Origin of the sequence: Pantoea endophytica, from assembly GCF_002858935.1 — a bacterium.
In the GTDB taxonomy this organism is placed as follows: Bacteria; Pseudomonadota; Gammaproteobacteria; order Enterobacterales; family Enterobacteriaceae; genus Pantoea; species Pantoea leporis.
Genome location: NZ_PJRT01000005.1, coordinates 639,810 through 658,034 on the forward strand (window position 1 = coordinate 639,810; position 18,225 = coordinate 658,034).

Annotated in this window: 14 protein-coding genes and 1 pseudogene; 9 read left to right on the plus strand and 6 right to left on the minus strand. The window is 54.1% G+C overall.

Annotated features, from left to right (window positions below):
- Positions 1–7: 7 nt before the first annotated feature.
- Both PZBJ_RS05405 and PZBJ_RS05410 read right to left on the minus strand, forming a co-directional pair.
- Entirely contained in the window at positions 8–682 is a 675-nt protein-coding gene (locus tag PZBJ_RS05405) for a DUF1028 domain-containing protein (RefSeq protein WP_101761553.1), read from the minus strand.
- Positions 683–695: 13 nt separating this feature from the next.
- Positions 696–1,121, minus strand: coding sequence for a RidA family protein (locus PZBJ_RS05410; RefSeq protein WP_008106850.1), 426 nt, complete (start codon positions 1,119–1,121; stop codon positions 696–698).
- Between the two features lie 231 nt (positions 1,122–1,352).
- On the opposite strand from PZBJ_RS05410, the pseudogene PZBJ_RS05415 reads away from it, so the two are divergent.
- Positions 1,353–1,511: pseudogene (locus PZBJ_RS05415) on the plus strand (acyl-CoA thioesterase family protein); the annotation flags it as partial.
- Positions 1,512–1,634: 123 nt separating this feature from the next.
- Here the strand turns inward: PZBJ_RS05415 and PZBJ_RS05420 are convergent.
- Entirely contained in the window at positions 1,635–2,654 is a 1,020-nt protein-coding gene (locus PZBJ_RS05420; RefSeq protein ID WP_101761554.1) for a LacI family DNA-binding transcriptional regulator, read from the minus strand.
- A 249-nt stretch (positions 2,655–2,903) separates the two neighbouring features.
- Here PZBJ_RS05420 and ascF point away from each other — a divergent pair, with 249 nt between their 5' ends.
- Together ascF and PZBJ_RS05430 are read left to right on the plus strand one after the other, a co-directional pair.
- The gene (gene ascF / locus PZBJ_RS05425; protein ID WP_101761555.1) at positions 2,904–4,355 is read left to right on the plus strand and encodes a PTS cellobiose/arbutin/salicin transporter subunit IIBC; all 1,452 of its coding nucleotides are present in this window, start codon (positions 2,904–2,906) and stop codon (positions 4,353–4,355) included.
- Between the two features lie 11 nt (positions 4,356–4,366).
- Positions 4,367–5,803, plus strand: a complete 1,437-nt coding sequence (locus PZBJ_RS05430; RefSeq protein ID WP_101761556.1) for a 6-phospho-beta-glucosidase — start codon at positions 4,367–4,369, stop codon at positions 5,801–5,803.
- 190 nt (positions 5,804–5,993) lie between these two features.
- Here the strand turns inward: PZBJ_RS05430 and PZBJ_RS05435 are convergent, their stop codons facing one another.
- Positions 5,994–8,081, minus strand: coding sequence for an FUSC family protein (locus PZBJ_RS05435; RefSeq protein ID WP_101761557.1), 2,088 nt, complete (start codon positions 8,079–8,081; stop codon positions 5,994–5,996).
- 379 nt (positions 8,082–8,460) lie between these two features.
- Here PZBJ_RS05435 and yfiR point away from each other — a divergent pair, with 379 nt between their 5' ends.
- The 3 genes from yfiR to yfiB are packed head-to-tail and all read left to right on the plus strand — an operon-like array spanning position 8,461 to position 10,803.
- Positions 8,461–9,117: a regulatory sequestration protein YfiR gene (gene yfiR, locus PZBJ_RS05440; protein ID WP_233501695.1), complete on the plus strand. Its 657-nt coding sequence runs from the start codon at positions 8,461–8,463 to the stop codon at positions 9,115–9,117.
- 1 nt (position 9,118) lies between these two features.
- Positions 9,119–10,333, plus strand: coding sequence for a diguanylate cyclase DgcN/YfiN (dgcN, locus tag PZBJ_RS05445; protein ID WP_101761559.1), 1,215 nt, complete (start codon positions 9,119–9,121; stop codon positions 10,331–10,333).
- On the plus strand, positions 10,330–10,803 hold the full coding sequence (gene yfiB / locus PZBJ_RS05450; RefSeq protein WP_101761560.1) for an outer membrane lipoprotein YfiB: 474 nt from the start codon (positions 10,330–10,332) through the stop codon (positions 10,801–10,803). Before dgcN ends, yfiB begins: the two co-directional genes overlap by 4 nt.
- On the opposite strand, the gene PZBJ_RS05455 is transcribed toward yfiB, so the two are convergent.
- On the minus strand, positions 10,790–11,764 hold the full coding sequence (locus PZBJ_RS05455) for an apurinic/apyrimidinic endonuclease family protein (protein ID WP_101761561.1): 975 nt from the start codon (positions 11,762–11,764) through the stop codon (positions 10,790–10,792). The two genes, yfiB and PZBJ_RS05455, sit on opposite strands and share 14 nt — an antisense overlap.
- A gap of 83 nt (positions 11,765–11,847) precedes the next feature.
- On the minus strand, positions 11,848–13,878 hold the full coding sequence (locus PZBJ_RS05460; protein ID WP_101761562.1) for a choline transporter: 2,031 nt from the start codon (positions 13,876–13,878) through the stop codon (positions 11,848–11,850).
- A 255-nt stretch (positions 13,879–14,133) separates the two neighbouring features.
- Between PZBJ_RS05460 and betI the strand changes: the two genes are divergently transcribed.
- The 3 genes from betI to betA are packed head-to-tail and all read left to right on the plus strand — an operon-like array spanning position 14,134 to position 17,921.
- Positions 14,134–14,727, plus strand: coding sequence for a transcriptional regulator BetI (betI, locus tag PZBJ_RS05465; protein ID WP_101761563.1), 594 nt, complete (start codon positions 14,134–14,136; stop codon positions 14,725–14,727).
- 13 nt (positions 14,728–14,740) lie between these two features.
- Positions 14,741–16,213 carry a betaine-aldehyde dehydrogenase gene (gene betB, locus PZBJ_RS05470; protein ID WP_101761564.1) on the plus strand — a complete coding sequence of 491 codons (1,473 nt, stop codon included), beginning with the start codon at positions 14,741–14,743 and terminating at the stop codon, positions 16,211–16,213.
- A 28-nt stretch (positions 16,214–16,241) separates the two neighbouring features.
- On the plus strand, positions 16,242–17,921 hold the full coding sequence (gene betA, locus PZBJ_RS05475) for a choline dehydrogenase (protein WP_101761565.1): 1,680 nt from the start codon (positions 16,242–16,244) through the stop codon (positions 17,919–17,921).
- Positions 17,922–18,225 lie beyond the last annotated feature (304 nt).

The window sequence follows — 18,225 nt, forward strand, 5'->3', positions numbered from 1 at the left end:
GAAACTCCTACTCGTCGCCCGGCACGCCATAACGGGGTGCCTGCGTTGGATCGATGGCGCGCGTCACGTAATCGTTCATTTGCGGTTGATAAGCCAGCCACAGCTGGTCGAGTTTGCTAATTGGATCGCCATCCGTCCAGTCAACACGCAGATCGACAATCGGCCACACCTGATCATCAACGATCGACAAGGCAGAAGAGTGCACCGGCCCCGCTTCCCCGCCCGCCTGCATGCCCGCTTGCATCGCCGCCATTAAGCGCTCGGCTAAATGACCGGAATGCTGTTCGAAGGCGCTTACCATCGCCGGAATCACCTCAGGATTAGCCAGCAGATTGCCCGCCGCAACACAGTGATGACCGGTTTGCGCGTTATGAATGCCGAGCGTTTTATCGCCGCTAAAGCAGGCCGTTTGGCCATCGGCGGCTAACACCGTCACCTGGCGATAAGAGGAAGAGTCGTCGCTGGCGAGCCCGGCTTTGAGCGCGGCTTCTGCGCTGTCGCCTTGTTGCAGGCGATCAAGAATGCGCGGGCCTAGCGCGGGTAAGGTAATGTTCTGGGTTGATACTGCGCCCACTGCCGCGCGTAGCCATGGGCAACGTGCGCCTACCGCAATGCTGGATGAGCTAATGGCAATGCCGATTTGACCGGTTGCGTCGCAGCGTCCCACAATGGATAACGTCATCGTTTCGCGCCTCTTATTCCGCTTGCCAGTCGTCAGGAATAACCGCGATCACATCGATTTCCATCAACCATTGCGGCTGACCTAAACCGGAAATCACCAAACCGGTGGAGATCGGGAACACACCTTTCAGCCACTTGCCGACCACCTGATACACCGGCTCGCGATAGCGGGGATCAATGATGTAAGTGGTGGTTTTGACGATGTGCGATAAATCGCTGCCCGCTTCTTCCAGTAGCTGTTTAACGTTTTTCATCGCCTGTTCGGCTTGCGCGGCGGGATCGCCTAATCCTACCAGGTTGCCCGCAAAGTCGGTGCCAATCTGCCCACGGACATACACGGTATTGCCCGCGCGCACCGCCTGACAGAGATCGTTATCCAGCGCCTGATTGGGATAGGTTTCTTTGGTGTTGAATTTACGGATGCGAGTATGTGTGGTCATGCTGGCCTGCTCTGCGAAAAAGGGTTTCGCAAGGTATACCCTCCTACGCCTGGCAGCGAAAACAGCATTAACCGAGGTGTTGCTTTGAAAAATCCGAAGGAGCTAACGGTGATGATTTTTAGCATTAAATTGTGAACATCATCACCTGCCGACTAACCGGCGTTTACCGGACGTGCGTTCTGAGGTATACCACCCTCCTTATTCCCCTAACTCTCAGATAAGGATATAAAAATGTTTGCAAAGCAGTATGAGGTGGATGAAAAGCATATCGATTTTCAGGGCGTGGTCGATGGCCTTTATTATCCGTTTTATATGGAGTGGACGCGCCACGCTTATATGCGTGAAGCTTTAGGTATCGATATTGAAGAAGAGTTTAAACAGGGCAAAATTACGCTCCCGCACCGGATTGCGGTGCGGGGGGAACCCGTTTTCCCCTCAGCCTGTTAATAGAGAAATAAATTTCCACATAACATCAGTGGCTAAATGACTGGAATAAGAAACCCCAATTTTTCATCACTGATGGTGATGCGGTCCCGGCCCAACTGATTCACGCATAATTAATTCCCCGGCAAAGGTTTTGTCGTTGCGCATTTCGCCGCCATCCAGCATGGAAATCAGGCGTTCAATGGTTTCCTGAATCATCTCGGTTACCGGCATTTTCACGCTGGATAACGCCGGAATGGTAAACGGCGCCAGCGGGATATCATCGAAACCGATCACTGCCACTTGTGCAGGCACCGCAATCTGCGCGGCCGCCAGCGCTTTGAGCGCGCCCACCGCCATATCATCGTTACTGGCCACCAGCGCCGTGAAATTTCTGCCCTGGTTCAGTAACTGTTGTACCGCTGTCATGCCGTTTTGCGCCTGCCATTTTCCTTCGACCACCAGCGCATCTTCAACGGCAATGCCATGTTTGGTCAGCGCGGCATGGTAGCCCGCCAGACGTTCGCGGCCGGTCGGCGAATCCAGTGAACCGGTGATAAAGGCGATGTCGCGATGGCCCAGCGCAATCAGCTGCTCCACCGCGACGCTGCTGCTGCGCTGTTGATCCGAGTAAATGCAGTAACTGTCGTGCTGACGCAGACGGCGGTTGATCACCAATATCGGGTGTTTATGCTGCGCAATGATGCTGTCCATTTCATCGGTGGTGAGAAAACGCGGATAGATGATCACGCCATCGCAGCGCAAATCGAGCAGGAACTGAATGGCCGCACGCTCCTCTTCGGCGCTGTGTTTACCATCCACCAGCAACAACTGACGTCCCTGCTGTTCCATCAGGCGCGCAGAGTGCTGCATCAACTCGCTGAAGTAGCTGCCGGTGTAAAGGGTATTGGTGATCACTAGCCCAATGGTCTGGCTGGATTTGGTCGCCAGATTGCGCGCCAGCAAGTTAGGGCGGAAATCAGTAGCGGCAATCGCCTGATACACCTTCTCGCGTTTTTCCTGGCTGACATAGCCGTTGCCAGACAGCACACGCGACACAGTCGCTTTGGAAACGCCTGCTACTTTTGCCACCTCGATAATCGTCGCCATGATTTACTCTTTTTCCATCCTCATCGCAGCAGTGTACCTAAGCTCCGAAACAGGCGGCAATTTTTCTGCCATTACCGCATAGCCGTCCAATTAGTCAAAGCGATCAACTTCACACTTTCAACTATCGAATTTTAAATTTCTTGCCTGGATTACATTGCATCTTCATGATTTTGTGAAACCGGTTTCTCATGATGAAAAATCACGCAGAAACCGTTATACCCCTACCAAATAATCAGAGATTAAAAATCCATGGCTAAAAATTATGCGGATGTCTCGCGCGCCATCGTGGCTGCGCTCGGCGGCCTGAACAATATCGAAGCGGTGACGCACTGCATGACGCGCCTGCGTTTCGTGGTGAAAGACAGCGCCAGCATTGATAACGCCACACTGAAAGCCATTCCCGGCGTGATGGGCGTGGTGCACACCGACACGCAGTGTCAGGTGATCATTGGTAACAATGTGAACCTCGCTTATCAGGAAGTGTTGAAGCTCGGCACGCCGAACAGCGAAGGCGCCGCGCCAGTGAAACGCAAAATCACCTTGCGCAGCATCGGTGCCGGTATTCTTGATGCGCTGGTGGGCACCATGTCACCGTTGATCCCGGCGATTATTGGTGGCTCGATGGTAAAGCTGTTGGCGATGGTACTGGAGATGAGCGGCGTGCTGGAGAAAGGCTCTTCCACACTGATCATCCTCAACGTGATAGGTGACGGCGCGTTCTTCTTCCTGCCGATTATGGTGGCCGCCTCCGCCGCGCTGAAATTCAAAACCAACATGTCGCTGGCGATTGCCATCGCGGGTGTGCTGGTGCATCCCAACTTTGTCGATTTAATGGCGAAAGCCGCACAAGGCCAGGCGGTGGAATTTGCTTACATTCCAGTGACGGCGGTGAAGTACACCTACACGGTTATTCCGGCGTTAGTGATGACGTGGATTCTGTCGCATATCGAATACTGGGTTGATCGCATCACGCCTGCGGTTACCAAGAACTTCCTCAAGCCGATGCTGATTGTGCTGGTGGCCGCCCCGATTGCCATTGTGCTGATTGGACCGCTCGGCATCTGGATTGGTAGCGGCATTTCCGCGCTGGTCTACACCATTCACGGCTATCTTGGCTGGTTGTCGGTGGCGATTATGGGCGCGCTGTGGCCGCTGCTGGTGATGACCGGGATGCATCGCGTATTTACCCCCACCATCATTCAAACCATCGCCGAAACCGGCAAAGAAGGCATGGTGATGCCATCGGAGATCGGGGCCAACCTGTCGCTGGGCGGTTCTTCGCTGGCGGTGGCATTCAAGACCAAGAACCCTGAACTGCGTCAAACCGCGTTTGCAGCAGCGGCATCGGCGATTGTCGCGGGCATTTCTGAACCGGCGCTGTATGGCGTGGCGGTCAGGTTGAAACGTCCGCTGATCGCCAGCCTGATCAGCGGCTTTATCTGCGGCGCAGTGGCAGGGATTGGTGGGCTTGCCAGCCATTCAATGGCCTCACCAGGCTTGTTCACCAGCGTACAGTTTTTCGATCCCACCAATCCGATGAGCATCGTGTGGGTCGCTGGCGTGATGGTGCTGTCGGTGGTGCTCTCCTTCATTCTGACGTTGATTCTCGGCTTTGAAGATATCCCGGTCACCGAGCCCGCACAGCCAAAGCCGGTGACGGATGATGCCAAACCCGCCAACGTTAATTTATCCAAGGTGTAAATGAGGTTTTTATGTCTGAAGTGACATTTCCAGAGGGATTTTTGTGGGGCGGCGCATTAGCCGCTAATCAGTCAGAGGGGAGCTATCTGGCGGGTGGTAAAGGTTTAACCACGGTGGATATGATCCCCCACGGCGCGCATCGCATGCCGGTAAAGTTGGGCCTGGAAAAGCGCTTCGAACTGCGCAGCGATGAGTATTACCCAAGCCATGACGCCATCGATTTTTACCGTCGCTACAAAGACGATATCGCGCTGATGGCAGAAATGGGTTTTACCGTGTTTCGTACCTCGATTGCCTGGAGCCGTATTTATCCGCAAGGCGATGAATTGACGCCTAACGCGGAAGGCATCGCGTTCTATCGCAGCCTGTTTGAAGAGTGCCAGAAATATGGCATCACGCCGCTGGTGACGCTGTGCCACTTCGATGTACCGATGCATTTGGTGACCGAATACGGTTCGTGGCGCAATCGCAAAATGATCGAATTTTTCAGCCGCTATGCGCGTACCTGCTTTGAAGAATTTAACGGTCTGGTGAAGTATTGGCTGACCTTTAACGAGATCAATATCCTGCTGCACAGCCCGTTTTCCGGCGCAGGTTTGGTGTTCGAACCGGGCGAAAACCCGGAGCAGGTGAAGTATCAGGCGGCGCATCACGAGCTGGTGGCAAGCGCGCTGGTGACCAAAATCGCCCATGAAATTAACCCGGAAAACCAGGTCGGCTGCATGCTGGCGGGTGGCAACTTCTATCCGTGGTCATGTAAGCCGGAGGATGTATGGGCCGCGCTGGAGAAGGATCGCGAAAACCTGTTCTTTATCGATGTGCAGGCGCGCGGCGCTTATCCTTCGTATGCCGCGCGGGTATTCCGCGAGAAAGGCGTGGAGATTGCGATGGAAGCGGAAGATGCCGCTACGCTGCGTCACACCGTTGATTTCGTCTCCTTCAGCTATTACGCCTCACGCTGCGCCTCGGCAGAGATGAACGAGCAAAACAGCAGCGCCGCCAACGTGGTGAAATCGCTGACCAATCCGCATGTTAAACGCAGCGATTGGGGCTGGGGCATCGATCCACTCGGTCTGCGTATCACCATGAATATGATGTATGACCGCTACCAGAAGCCGCTGTTTCTGGTGGAAAACGGCCTCGGCGCGCACGATGAAATCAATGCCGACGGCGAGATTAACGACGATTATCGCATCAGCTATCTGAAAGAGCATATTCAGGCGATGGGCGAAGCGATTGCCGATGGTATCCCGCTGATCGGTTATACCACGTGGGGCTGCATCGATTTGGTGGCGGCCTCGACCGGCGAAATGAGTAAGCGTTATGGGTTTGTTTATGTCGATCGTGATGACAAAGGCAACGGCAGCCTGGAACGCATCCGCAAAAAATCATTCTGGTGGTACAAGCAAGTGATCGCCAGCAACGGGCGGAATCTGGAGGCGCTGTAAATAAGTGGTCGCCATGAATGGCTTAATGCTTGTCAGTTAAAAAGCATTTTTAGTTCTGGTGCGGGCGCTGACACGTCTGCGCCTCTGGCAAATGTGCGGTTTTCAACAACACGCATTGAAGGTTCGGAGCAGGCCGGGGGCCCAAAAGTGACCCAGGCCTGCGCGCTCGCCGCTAACATTGCTGACGACTCTAAGTGGCTGCCTGACGCTGCAAAACTTCCCTTTGACGCGGCGTGGCGGCTGGCCACGCTTGTTGCGGGAACAGATAGAGCCGAATACTGAACAGATGAAACAGCGGCGTCAGCACCCTTTCGTCGCGCTTCGCCAGTTGTTCCAGCTTCAGCAACAGTAAATCCAGCTCATCCTGCAAATCCGCATGCGGTGGGGTTTGCAGTGACTTCAGGCGGCGTTTGAGAAACAGCGCCAGCTCATGAAACATCTGTCCACTATCCAGATGATATTGCTGCAGCAGCTCTTTGTGGCGCGCGTAATAATCAAAGCTATTCACGCCCAGCCACACTTCCTTGAGCAACATGCCGGCTGAACGCATATCGGGATGCGGATCGAGCCGTAAGCGCGGCAACACCACATTCACTTTATCCAGCATCAGGCTGATAAAACGTTGCCGTCCCAGCAGTGACGAACCGTTTCGTTCGGTCTCTTTAATAAAGCGCAATAGCTCGCGCAGACCTTGTCGCACGGCGCGGCGCGCGGTCCATGATGGGCGTTTGTTACGCATGATGGCGGTGATGATTACCGCAAACATCACGCCCGCCATGGTGGCAATCGCGTTATTGATTAGCAGCACCAAATCGGGTTTTAAATGGTGGCCGAGGCCGATAAAGCCGGGGATCTGAATCGCTACGCTCAGGCCTATCATGTTGGTCGAGGGCCGCGCGATCATCAGCGCCAGAATCATCAGTCCGGGCGCGAGACAAATCATCAGCGCCTCAAACGAAGTGGCTTGCGGCAGCAGCAGCGCCACGTAAATTACGCTGATAATGATCGCCACGATTACGCCACGCACAAACAGCTTCATCGAGGTCAGCGGCGTATCCTGGCTGGCGAGCAATGAGCAGAGAATCGCCGCCATCACCGGTGCCGATGCGCCATCACGCCAGCCCGTTCCCATCCATAACAAGCAGGAACCGAAGGTGGCACAGAACGCGGTTAACGCCGAAAGCCGAATTAACCCTTTATCAAAAAAGCGGTGCGTGCGTTTGCCGCGCGCCAGTGTAGTGTCGCCCGACAGGTCGCTTACCAATCCACCAACGCTTTGATAGGCCCCGGCAATACGGACAAAATCCGCCAGCCGTTCCATTAATCCGGTAAAAAGCAGCCAGTTTTCAGTAGGCAATTCGCCGTTTTGCCAGGCGAGGTTAAGTTCAGCTTGACAAGCGCTTAACGTCTGCTGGATGCCGCTGGTTTCCCCTACCGCTTCACCATCATTGAGCCACTGTAGAAACAGCTTAAAGGTTTGCGCCACGTTTTCCGGAAAGGCGATTTGCAGTATCGAGAGCCGCTGCAGGCGCATCTCGATAGCCGTCAGCGTCGGGATCAAATAGGAGAGATGTTGATACTGCACGCTAACCAGGCGAATCAGTCTCCGTGCGGCGTCACCTTCATAAACGCAGTGGGTGATCAGCACTTCCACCTGCTGCGGATGCGTTGCCATGCGAATCAGAATATCGTCACGCTCGGGCGAACTGTCGCTGGGAATGCCGGAAAGCAAATCGCTGCACAGTTTGCGCGCGTTGAGATACCAATGGCTTACGCTCTGCTCCAGCAGACTGCGCATCGATACCGGAAACAACAGCGCATGCACAAGGCTGCTGCAGACGATGCCTAGCGTGATCTCTTCTATACGCGAAATCACCGTGCTGGTGATCGACAGCGGCGTGGTGACTTCCGGAAAACCCATGATCGCCGCGCTGTAACCGGCCAGCATAAACACGTAACTCTTCGGCGTGCGGTCGTGCAGTGAAAGATAGAGGCAAACGCTGACCCATAACGAAATGCTGAAACAGAACAGCAGCGGATGCTGCACGGTCGGCGGAAAGATAAAGAAGACGAATACGCCGCCCAATAGTGTCCCCAGCAGACGGAACACCGATTTGGAAATGGTTGAGGCGGAATAGAGCTGTGACGCGAGCAATACCGTGGTCACCGCCCACGCCGGTTTATCCAGATTCAGTTCGAGTGCGAAATAAAGTGCCAGAAAGGCGGCCAGACAGGTTTTTACAGCAAAAAAAAAGGCGTTTTTTGAAAACCACTGCATGACACGGTGACCAGGATGTACTGAATGTTGCGTATCCTGCCAGAATGTGAAAAAGCCTCACCTCGATAAATATGTCGAATTATTTCGTAATCGAAAACCATGTTCATCGCGCGGTTTGCACGTGGCGCAGATGCGTAAGCACGGCTAATGAAAATCCACGTTAAAGATGCGGTTTTGTCGCTAATTTATCCGGCATCAGCGATTTAAGCCGTTTTAACGCGTAGCAGTTATCAGGCCGATAAATGTGTGCTGGATCACACTTTGGTGAAGTGCGCCCTTTTTGGTCGTTTATCCATAAAATAATTTCGCGCAATGCCGTCTACAAATATCGCAGAAATTTGTGGAATGCTCGGGTGAGCATTTTGCGAGAAAAGTCGCCATGAATATCGGCCCTACGAACTGTAGGTACATTTTTAACCGTAGCGGTGCTACTATTTGCGCGCTGAATAATGCGAAGAACTCTCGGGAACGCAGTATGTTACGTAAACATCAACTTCATCGGGAAGCCGACGTCCTGCTCTCCCTGCTCCATATCTGCAAAATCGTCGTAACTGCCCTATTTCTGCTGCTGTTTATTTCTCGCTCAGCAATTGCTGAAATAAAAGACGATAAAGCCAATCGCATTGTCAGCGGTATTATTAGTTTTACCCATTGGCCGGGTTTAACCGGCGCGCCACAACTCTGCGTATTTTCCTCCGCGCAACATCTCTCATTGCCACAAAATAGTGTGCCTTCAGCCGTTCCGTTTAGCGTGGTTTATCTCTCCAGCGAAAGTGAACTGGCAACGCAGCATTGCGATGCGGTCTATTTTGGCGATCAGACGCCGCAACAACAGGTTGAACTTTTTAATCACCTCAAAGGTAAGGCGGTATTAACCCTCGCTGAAAACAATGCGGAATGTACCATTGGCGCCGCCTTCTGCCTGATTTTTAAACCCGACCACACGCTGTTCTCAGTCAACCTTGATTCGCTTGCCAGGAGCGGCGTCAAGGTGAGTCCGGACGTACTGTTGCTGTCCCGCAATGGAAGCAAATAAGATGAAAATAGAAAATTCACTAAATGACAAATCATCGATTCGTAACAAGCTGCGCAAGATTAGCACCATCAACTCTGCGGTGATTTTATTGCTGTGCTGGCTGCTACTCTCGTCGACTTCCCTGCTGTTTATTAAAAGCTACGAGAAAAGAAATCTGGAATTAATTGCCGCCACGCTCAGCACCACGCTGACGGCCGCCACGGTATTTGAAGACAGCTACGACGCGCATAATAAAATCGCGCGCCTAGGCAATGAAGGCATGTTCGATTCCGCCAAACTGGTGACTGACGATCACACTGTTTTAGTTGACTGGCATGATCGACAAGAACAGACCGGCTGGTATCCGCGATTATTGCGTGAGTGGATTTATCTTAAACCGCTCAGCGTTAATATTAACCACTCGGAAGCCAATGTCGGTACGCTGACGCTGGAAGGCACCGTTACCGGTGCGGCCGATTTCATCCGTTATTCGCTGATGATTCTGACCAGCGGCATGCTGTGCGTGTTAATCATCTCCTTCCTGCTGAGTGAATTTCTCCATCGCGGCATACTTGCCTCGCTACGTAATATCACCAGCTCGATCCACTACGTGATCCATTCCGGTGATTTTTCCTTACGTATCCCGGAAAGCCCGACGCGCGAGTTTCAGCTGTTTTCCAATGACCTCAACTCGTTGCTGACAGAGATGCAGACGCTGCAGGCTTCTCTGATCCGCGATAATCGCACGCTGGCCGCCAAAGCGCTGGAAGACCCGCTAACCGGCCTCGCCAATCGCGCCGCCTTTGTGGCGCGTTTAACCCAACTGCTCGATCAGCAACTGGCGAAAGAGCGCTTTGCTTTGCTGTTTCTCGATGGCGATCGCTTTAAAAGCATCAATGATAACTGGGGCCATGCCGCCGGTGATGAAGTACTTAAAGCGATTGGTTCGCGCCTTTCCGCATTGGCATATAAACAGGATTTAGTCGCGCGTTTAGGCGGCGATGAGTTCGCCATGCTGGTGAGCAGCCGCGCCAACGAGGCGCAATTGCAGTTGCTGATGCAGGATATTAATGAAGCCATCAGCCAGAAAATAGTTATTGCTGAATGCACTCCGATTTCCACCTCGGTGACCATTGGCTACGCCTGGTCGCAGCACGGCGATACGGTTGAGTCGATTCTGGAACGCGCAGATACGAACATGTACAAAAATAAGGGAAAGAGTAAGGTGCGGAGATGAAGATGAAAATTTTCCTGATGGTGTGTGTGCTGGCGCTGGTCGGTTGCCAGGCAAAGGGACGTTTCAGCGATGAACAGATCGCGGCGATGCGTAATGCCGGTTTCAGCCAAAATAGCGAAGGTTGGGGATTAGGTTTGTCGGACAAAATTCTGTTTGGCGTTAACGAATCTGAACTCACTCCCGCCAGTAAAAACACCATTCAGACAATGGCGAAAAATCTGGCGACGACCGGCATTAAGCATGTGCGTATTGATGGTCATACCGATAATTACGGCAAAGCGGATTACAACCAGCAGCTGTCGTTGAAAAGAGCCAACGCCGTTGCGACACAATGGGCGCAAGGCGCAGCAATTCCGCGCGAAAATATCGTTACGCGCGGCTTAGGAATGAGCGCGCCGATTGCCAGCAATAATAACCCGCAGGGCCGTGCGCAAAACCGCCGCGTGGCGATTGTGATTACGGCGCCGTGATGATCTGGCGCTCGACTGCATAATCGTACAAACGGTCGCGCGCTAAATTTTTCATTTTCACTTCGCACATAATATCGAAGGCATCAAACGACAGCGCCCAATCATTTAAGCTTTGATTGAAGTAATAATCGGCATGGGCGCGAAGTTTGGTTTTCGACACCGCTAAATCCTGCTGATCCGGGAAACCGTGATCGGGAATCAAACCTTCCTGCGCAATCGAATAGTGCAAAACTGGCCGCACACCGCGCCACGACGCTTTTATCAGCGCGATGCGCGCATCATCAGCCTGAATATAGTGATTCTCTTTCACCCAATGATGGTGAATATCCAGCACTACCGGACACAACTCACGCGCCTGCAACACATCGTCCAGCGAACAGGATATTTCATCATTTTCCACCGTCAGCATATTGCGCGCTTCAGGGGTGAGCCGCAGAAACGCGGCGCGGAATCCCTCAAAGCCCTTTTTGCCGTTCATATGGATGTTGATTTTGAAATCCTGAAACTGTCGGCCATAACCCATTAATACCGCACAGGTAGCGTGATACTCCACATCCTCAATCGCGCGATCGACCACGCCGTCATTATCGGAGGCCAGCACCGTATATTGGCCGGGGTGGAATGAAAGCCGAATATTATTAGCGCGCGCCAGCTCGCCGCAGCGGCGCAGTAACGGCGTAAGATCGGGCAAGAATTCACCGTACAGCTGAGTCGCTTGCGGCACCGTGTAAAGCGGCAATAGATCGCTGCCGATGCGCATCATGCGCAGCGCGTCAGGCTGCGTGGCCAGCTTTTCAAGCGTGAGAGTGAGATTTTGCAGATTGTTTTGCGCCAGCTGGTTCAGCAGCGTGATGCGTGATTCATCATCGAGGCCGAGAAAGCGCGTGCGGGTGGTGCTTTTGAAGGGATACGGCTGTTTAGCCTGTTGATCCAGATACTTACAAGCAAAGCCTAATTTCATTTCATCCCCCGTTTAATCAGCGTGAAAGTGTAGCTGCGATCGGAGAAAGTGCCAGGTGCGCATCGAGGCGCACCTGGCTGAGATCACACGTCCGGGAAGGTCATATTGCTGCCCGGCGCTTCACGATGCAGGTGGATAAAGTTCAGGTGACGTTCGTACTGATCGAGAATATCGATGATCACCTGCTCTTTGTTGTAGTCCATCAAATCATTGCCCTGGCTGCCTTCCAGCAAGAAGGTTTCCAGGCGGTAATAGGTCGATTTACCGCTACGTGCGCGATAGGTAAAGCCCGGTACCGAATACTGCTGTGGCCAGATTTGATAAACGAAATCCTGCTCCTCGCCCAGCAACACGCGCAGATCAAGGTGGCCCAGCGGCTGCCCCTCTTCTGGCTCGGCACGCTCCAGTGATACACGTCCACCGCGCAGCTCCAGCTCTTTCGCCACATCCTGCATCGCCGGGAACAGCACCTCTTCCATCATCTTCTGCGTATAGCGCGTGCCCGGATAGTTCATCAGACGCGACAGGCGCTTCTTCCAACTCAGGCGATCGTTACTGGCTGAAATGTACGGCGCAGTGTCGCGGCTGGCGCTGGCGCGGCGGTGATCTTCCACCTTCAGCGATTTATACAGCCCGGCCATCACAAAGAAGATTACAAAGCTAAACGGTAAGCCCATGATCACCGTGGCGTTCTGCAAGGCAGAAATCCCGTTGGTCATCAGCATGCCCATCGTTAGCACACCAATCGCAATCGACCAGAAGATACGCAGCCAGTTCGGTGCATCGCTGTTGATGTCTTTCAGCTTCGAGGTGAAGTTACCCAGCACCAGCGAACCGGAATCCGCCGACGTCACGTAGAACAGCATGCCGGTGATGGTGGCCACCGAAGCACTGAATTTAAACGCCGGATACTGCGCCAGCAGGCTATAGAAGCCGCGTTCGGCATGCGCCATCACTTCCTGCGCAAAGCCGGCATCGCCGTGAATGATTTCATACAGCGCCGCGTTACCAAACACCGACAGCCACAGCAGCGTAAAGGTGAACGGAATAATCAGCGTACCCAACACGAACTCACGAATGGTACGACCGCGCGAAATACGTGCGAGGAACAGACCGACAAAGGGCGACCAGGCAACCCACCACGCCCAGAAGAACAGCGTCCAGCTATTCATCCACTCGCGTGGCTGATCGAAGGCAAAGGTATTCAACGTCATGCCCATAAAGCGATTGACGTAATCACCTACGTTCAGCACCAGCGCGTTGAGCAGGAAATCGGTCTTGCCCATAAACAGCACGAAGAGAATTAAGCCCAGCGCCAGCGCGACGTTCAGCTCAGAAAGAATACGGATGCCTTTATCCACGCCGGATGTTACTGAGATGGTGGCGATGATCACCGACAGCACAATCAGCGCGGCCTGCGCCGTGAAACCTTCCGGCACATCGAACAGCACGTTGAGGCCGTAGTTCAACTGCACCACACCAATCCCCAACGTGGTGGCGATTCCAAAGATGGTGCCGATCACCGCGGCGATATCCACCGTGTGACCAATAGGGCCATTAATGCGTTTGCCGAAAATCGGATAGAGCGCCGAACGGATGGTGAGCGGCAGATTGTAGCGATAGCTGAAGTAGCCGAGCGCTATGCCCATTAATGCGTACATCGACCAGCCGGTGACACCGTAGTGGAACAGCGTCCACACCATCGCCTGACGCGCGGCTTCCATGGTCTGCCCTGCACCTTCTGGCGGCTGCATGTATTGGGTTACCGGCTCGGCAACCGAGAAGAACATCAGGTCAATACCTATGCCAGCGGCAAACAGCATCGCCGACCAGCTCAGTAAGCTGAACTCGGGTTTAGATTGCTCCGGCCCCAGCTTGATGGCGCCGTAGCGCGAACACGCCATATAGATGACGAACACGATGTACAGCGTGGCAGCGAGCATGTAGTACCAGCCAAACGTGGAGGTGACCCAGTTAACGGCGGTCAGAAGCCAGCTGGCAGCGAGTTCGCTGTAAAAAATCGTGACAAGTGAAAATGTCAGAATCAGTCCGGCGGAGGTGTAAAACACCACAGGATTGATTCTGTCTTTTTCACTGGCAGGTGGATTAATCATCGATTACCTCTGGTTAATTTCCTGTAGTACGTGCCAAAGAAGCTCGCGGAGATCGCCATTAACGGCATCCCGACGAGGCAAAATGCGGTTTTCGTGGGATGCGCGTGCATACGCATCCGCTGAGTCCCTTCGATTCCCCGCTTCGTTTTTGTAACAATCCAAGCACAGCATCCTAACAAATTTCTTTTTTATATTGAACGTGCAATCAAAAAAAGTTTTAATAGTGTTCTAAGATTGAAGTGGAGCTGGAGTGTTATGCCAAAGGTGGGAATGCAGCCGATACGTCGTCGGCAACTGATTGATGCGACCCTGAGCACCATCAACGAAGTCGGGATCAACGATGCCACCATTGCGCAGATTGCGCGACGTGCTGGCGTATCGACAGGCATCATTAGCCACTACTTCAAAGACAAGAACGGTCTGCTGGAAGCCACGATGCGTGACGTAACACGTCAGCTACGTGATGCGGTAGCAGCAAGGTTAAAACCGCTGGCAGACGCCACAACGGAAGCGCGCCTGCTGGCGATTGTGGAAGGCAACTTTGATGATTCTCAGGTGCACAGCGCCGCAATGAAAGCCTGGCTGGATTTCTGGGCCAGCAGCATGCATCAGCCACAGTTGGGCCGCTTAGAACGCGTGAGCAGCCGGCGCCTGTTTTCCACATTGGCCGCCGAGTTTCGTCGCGTTATCCCGCGCGAAAAGGCGCGTCTGGCGGCACATGGCCTCGCGTCATTGATTGATGGCCTGTGGCTGCGCGCGGCGCTCAGCGGCAAACCGTTCGATTTGGCTATCGCCAGACAGCTCACCACCCAATTCATTCGTCAGCAATTGGCTGACCAGAATCACTGAGGAAGGAGAAATCATGTCCCGATTCACCGAGCAACACCTTTATATTGATGGCGCATTGGTTCCCGCTGCGGCAGGTAAAACATTCCAGACCATCAACCCGGCGAACGGCGAAGTGCTGGCCGACGTGCATGAAGCGGAACGCGCAGATGTTGATCGCGCTGTTGCCGCCGCGAAAAAAGGCCAGAAAATCTGGGCGGCGATGACCGCGATGGAACGTTCGCGCATTTTGCGTTGTGCGGTCGATATTCTGCGTGAGCGCAATGACGAACTGGCCGCGCTGGAAACCCTCGACACCGGCAAACCGCTGAGCGAAACCCAATACGTGGACATCGTCACCGGTGCCGACGTGCTCGAGTACTACGCGGGCTTGATTCCTTCTCTGGAAGGCCAGCAGATCCCGCTGCGCGATACCTCGTTCGTTTACACCCGCCGCGAACCGCTGGGCGTGGTAGCCGGGATCGGCGCGTGGAACTATCCGATTCAGATCGCGCTGTGGAAATCCGCGCCAGCATTGGCCGCCGGTAACGCGATGATCTTCAAACCCAGCGAAGTCACGCCGCTGACCGCGCTGAAACTGGCGGAAATCTATACTGAAGCGGGCGTGCCGAACGGCGTGTTCAACGTGTTAAACGGTCGCGGCGCGGTCACCGGCCAGCTGCTTACCGATCATCCGGGCATCGATAAAGTCTCCTTCACCGGCGGCGTTGCCAGCGGTAAGAAAGTGATGGCCAATGCGGCCGGTTCGACGCTGAAAGATGTCACCATGGAGCTGGGCGGCAAATCTCCGCTGATCATTTTCGATGACGCTGACCTCGATCTCGCCGCTGACATCGCGATGATGGCGAACTTCTACAGCTCGGGCCAGGTTTGCACCAACGGCACGCGCGTGTTTATCCCGGCTAATTTGCAAGCGGCGTTTGAAGCCAAAATCGCTGAGCGCGTGGCGCGTATTAAGGCCGGCGATCTCAACCATCCAGATACCAACTTCGGTCCGCTGGTGAGCTTCGCGCATCGCGACAACGTGATGCGCTTTATTGAATCCGGCATCAGCGAAGGTGCGCGCCTGCTGTGCGGCGGTAAACGTCTGAGCGGTGCGGCTTTCGATAACGGCGCATGGGTGGAACCGACCGTGTTCACCGACTGCCGCGATGAGATGACCATTGTGCGTGAAGAGATCTTCGGGCCAGTGATGTCGATTCTGACTTATGAAAGCGAAGAAGAAGTGGTTCGCCGCGCCAACGCCACCGAATTTGGCCTGGCGGCCGGTGTGGTAACCCAGGATCTTAACCGCGCGCACCGCGTAATTCACCAGATTGAAGCGGGCATTTGCTGGATCAATACCTGGGGCGAATCTGACGCCGCAATGCCGGTGGGCGGTTACAAACATTCGGGTGTGGGCCGTGAAAATGGCCTGATGACGCTGCAAAACTACACGCAGGTGAAATCTGTGCAGCTCGAAATGACCCGTTTTCAGTCCGTATTTTAATTTTGGCTTTTAACCTGAGGAACGACTAATGGAATTTGATTACATCATTATCGGAGCCGGATCCGCAGGGAACGTTTTGGCAACAAGACTGACCGAAGATAGCAGCGTCAATGTGCTGCTTTTAGAAGCGGGCGGCCCAGATTACCGCTTCGACTTCCGCACGCAGATGCCCGCGGCGCTGGCGTTCCCGCTGCAGGGAAAACGCTACAACTGGGCGTACGAAACCGAACCTGAGCCGTACATGAACAACCGCCGCATGGAGTGCGGGCGCGGTAAAGGCTTGGGCGGATCGTCGCTGATCAACGGCATGTGTTACATCCGTGGTAACGCGATGGACCTCGATAACTGGGCCAGGGAGCCTGGCCTGGAAAACTGGAGCTACCTGAACTGCCTGCCCTACTATCGCAAATCAGAAACGCGCGATATCGGTGCCAATGATTATCACGGCGGCGAAGGTCCGGTGAGCATTACCACCTGTAAACCTGGAAACAATCCGCTGTTTGCGGCGATGATTGAAGCGGGCGTGCAGGCAGGTTATCCGCGCACTGATGACCTGAATGGCTATCAGCAGGAAGGTTTCGGGCCAATGGATCGCTTTGTGACGCCGAAAGGTCGCCGCTCCAGCACCGCGCGCGGTTATCTCGATACCGCGAAAACCCGTCCGAACCTGAAAATCGTCACCCATGCGACCACCGACCGCATTCTGTTTGAAGGTAAACGCGCGGTTGGCGTGCAGTATCTGCTGGGTTCCAGCAATACCTCGCACCAGGCGCATGCACGTCGTGAAGTGCTGCTGTGCGCCGGAGCCATCGCCTCGCCGCAGATTCTGCAGCGTTCCGGGGTCGGATCCGCTGAACTGCTGAAACAGTTCGATATCCCGCTCGTGCATGATTTGCCGGGCGTGGGTGAGAACTTGCAGGATCACCTCGAAATGTACCTGCAATATGAGTGCAAAGAGCCAGTTTCGCTCTACCCGGCCTTGAAGTGGTGGAACCAGCCGAAAATCGGTGCGGAGTGGCTGTTTAATGGCACCGGCGTCGGCGCCAGCAACCACTTTGAAGGCGGCGGCTTTATCCGCAGCCGTGAAGAGTTCAGCTGGCCGAATATTCAGTATCACTTCCTGCCGGTGGCGATTAACTACAACGGCTCGAACGCGGTGGAAGCGCACGGCTTCCAGTGCCACGTTGGTTCGATGCGCTCACCGAGCCGCGGTCATGTGCGCCTGAAATCACGCGATCCGCGTCGCCATCCAGCGATTCTGTTCAACTACATGTCACATGAGCAGGATTGGCAGGAGTTCCGCGATGCGATTCGTATTACGCGCCAGATCATCAACCAGCCGGCGCTGGATAAATATCGCGGTAAAGAGATCAGCCCTGGCCTGGATTGCCAGACCGATGAGCAGTTAGATGAGTTTGTGCGAAATCACGGCGAAACGGCTTATCACCCGTGCGGCACCTGTAAAATGGGTAACGACGAGATGTCTGTCGTCGATGGTGAAGGCCGCGTTCACGGCGTTGAAGCCCTGCGCGTGGTAGATGCTTCAATCATGCCGCTGATCATCACCGGTAACCTGAACGCGACGACCATCATGATCGGCGAGAAAATCGCAGATAACATTCGTGGTCGACAGCCGCTGCCGCGCAGCGAAGCGGATTACTTTGTTGCCGGTGATAAACCGGTCCGCGCTGAACCGATGCGTGGTTGAGGTTGATTTGGGGGCGACGTTGGTCGCCCTTTTCTTTGGTGGCTAGCTAGCCCAATCCTGAAGATCTAAATCAACTACCCGAGCGAATTCCCGAGTATTGTTAGGGACTAAAATTGTGCCTGCCGCAATGGCATGTCTGGCGATCTCCGCATCATTAGCACCAATCGAAGTACCAGACGCAGCCAAGGCCATTGTCACTTTCGTCGTAGCATCTATAGCCGCGCTTCACTGTCACTACGACAACCGCACTGCTGCCAGGTTCACGATTAAGAAAACAATTAAAAGTATGTTGTAACTACAAACC

Bases quoted from the DNA above. Each gene is read 5' to 3' on its own strand.
- PZBJ_RS05405 (WP_101761553.1), bottom strand. From the start codon at position 682: ATGACGTTATCCATTGTGGGACGCTGCGACGCAACCGGTCAAATCGGC.
- PZBJ_RS05410 (WP_008106850.1), bottom strand. From the start codon at position 1,121: ATGACCACACATACTCGCATCCGTAAATTCAACACCAAAGAAACCTAT.
- PZBJ_RS05420 (WP_101761554.1), bottom strand. From the start codon at position 2,654: ATGGCGACGATTATCGAGGTGGCAAAAGTAGCAGGCGTTTCCAAAGCG.
- ascF (WP_101761555.1), top strand. From the start codon at position 2,904: ATGGCTAAAAATTATGCGGATGTCTCGCGCGCCATCGTGGCTGCGCTC.
- PZBJ_RS05430 (WP_101761556.1), top strand. From the start codon at position 4,367: ATGTCTGAAGTGACATTTCCAGAGGGATTTTTGTGGGGCGGCGCATTA.
- PZBJ_RS05435 (WP_101761557.1), bottom strand. From the start codon at position 8,081: ATGCAGTGGTTTTCAAAAAACGCCTTTTTTTTTGCTGTAAAAACCTGT.
- yfiR (WP_233501695.1), top strand. From the start codon at position 8,461: ATGAATATCGGCCCTACGAACTGTAGGTACATTTTTAACCGTAGCGGT.
- dgcN (WP_101761559.1), top strand. From the start codon at position 9,119: ATGAAAATAGAAAATTCACTAAATGACAAATCATCGATTCGTAACAAG.
- yfiB (WP_101761560.1), top strand. From the start codon at position 10,330: ATGAAGATGAAAATTTTCCTGATGGTGTGTGTGCTGGCGCTGGTCGGT.
- PZBJ_RS05455 (WP_101761561.1), bottom strand. From the start codon at position 11,764: ATGAAATTAGGCTTTGCTTGTAAGTATCTGGATCAACAGGCTAAACAG.
- PZBJ_RS05460 (WP_101761562.1), bottom strand. From the start codon at position 13,878: ATGATTAATCCACCTGCCAGTGAAAAAGACAGAATCAATCCTGTGGTG.
- betI (WP_101761563.1), top strand. From the start codon at position 14,134: ATGCCAAAGGTGGGAATGCAGCCGATACGTCGTCGGCAACTGATTGAT.
- betB (WP_101761564.1), top strand. From the start codon at position 14,741: ATGTCCCGATTCACCGAGCAACACCTTTATATTGATGGCGCATTGGTT.
- betA (WP_101761565.1), top strand. From the start codon at position 16,242: ATGGAATTTGATTACATCATTATCGGAGCCGGATCCGCAGGGAACGTT.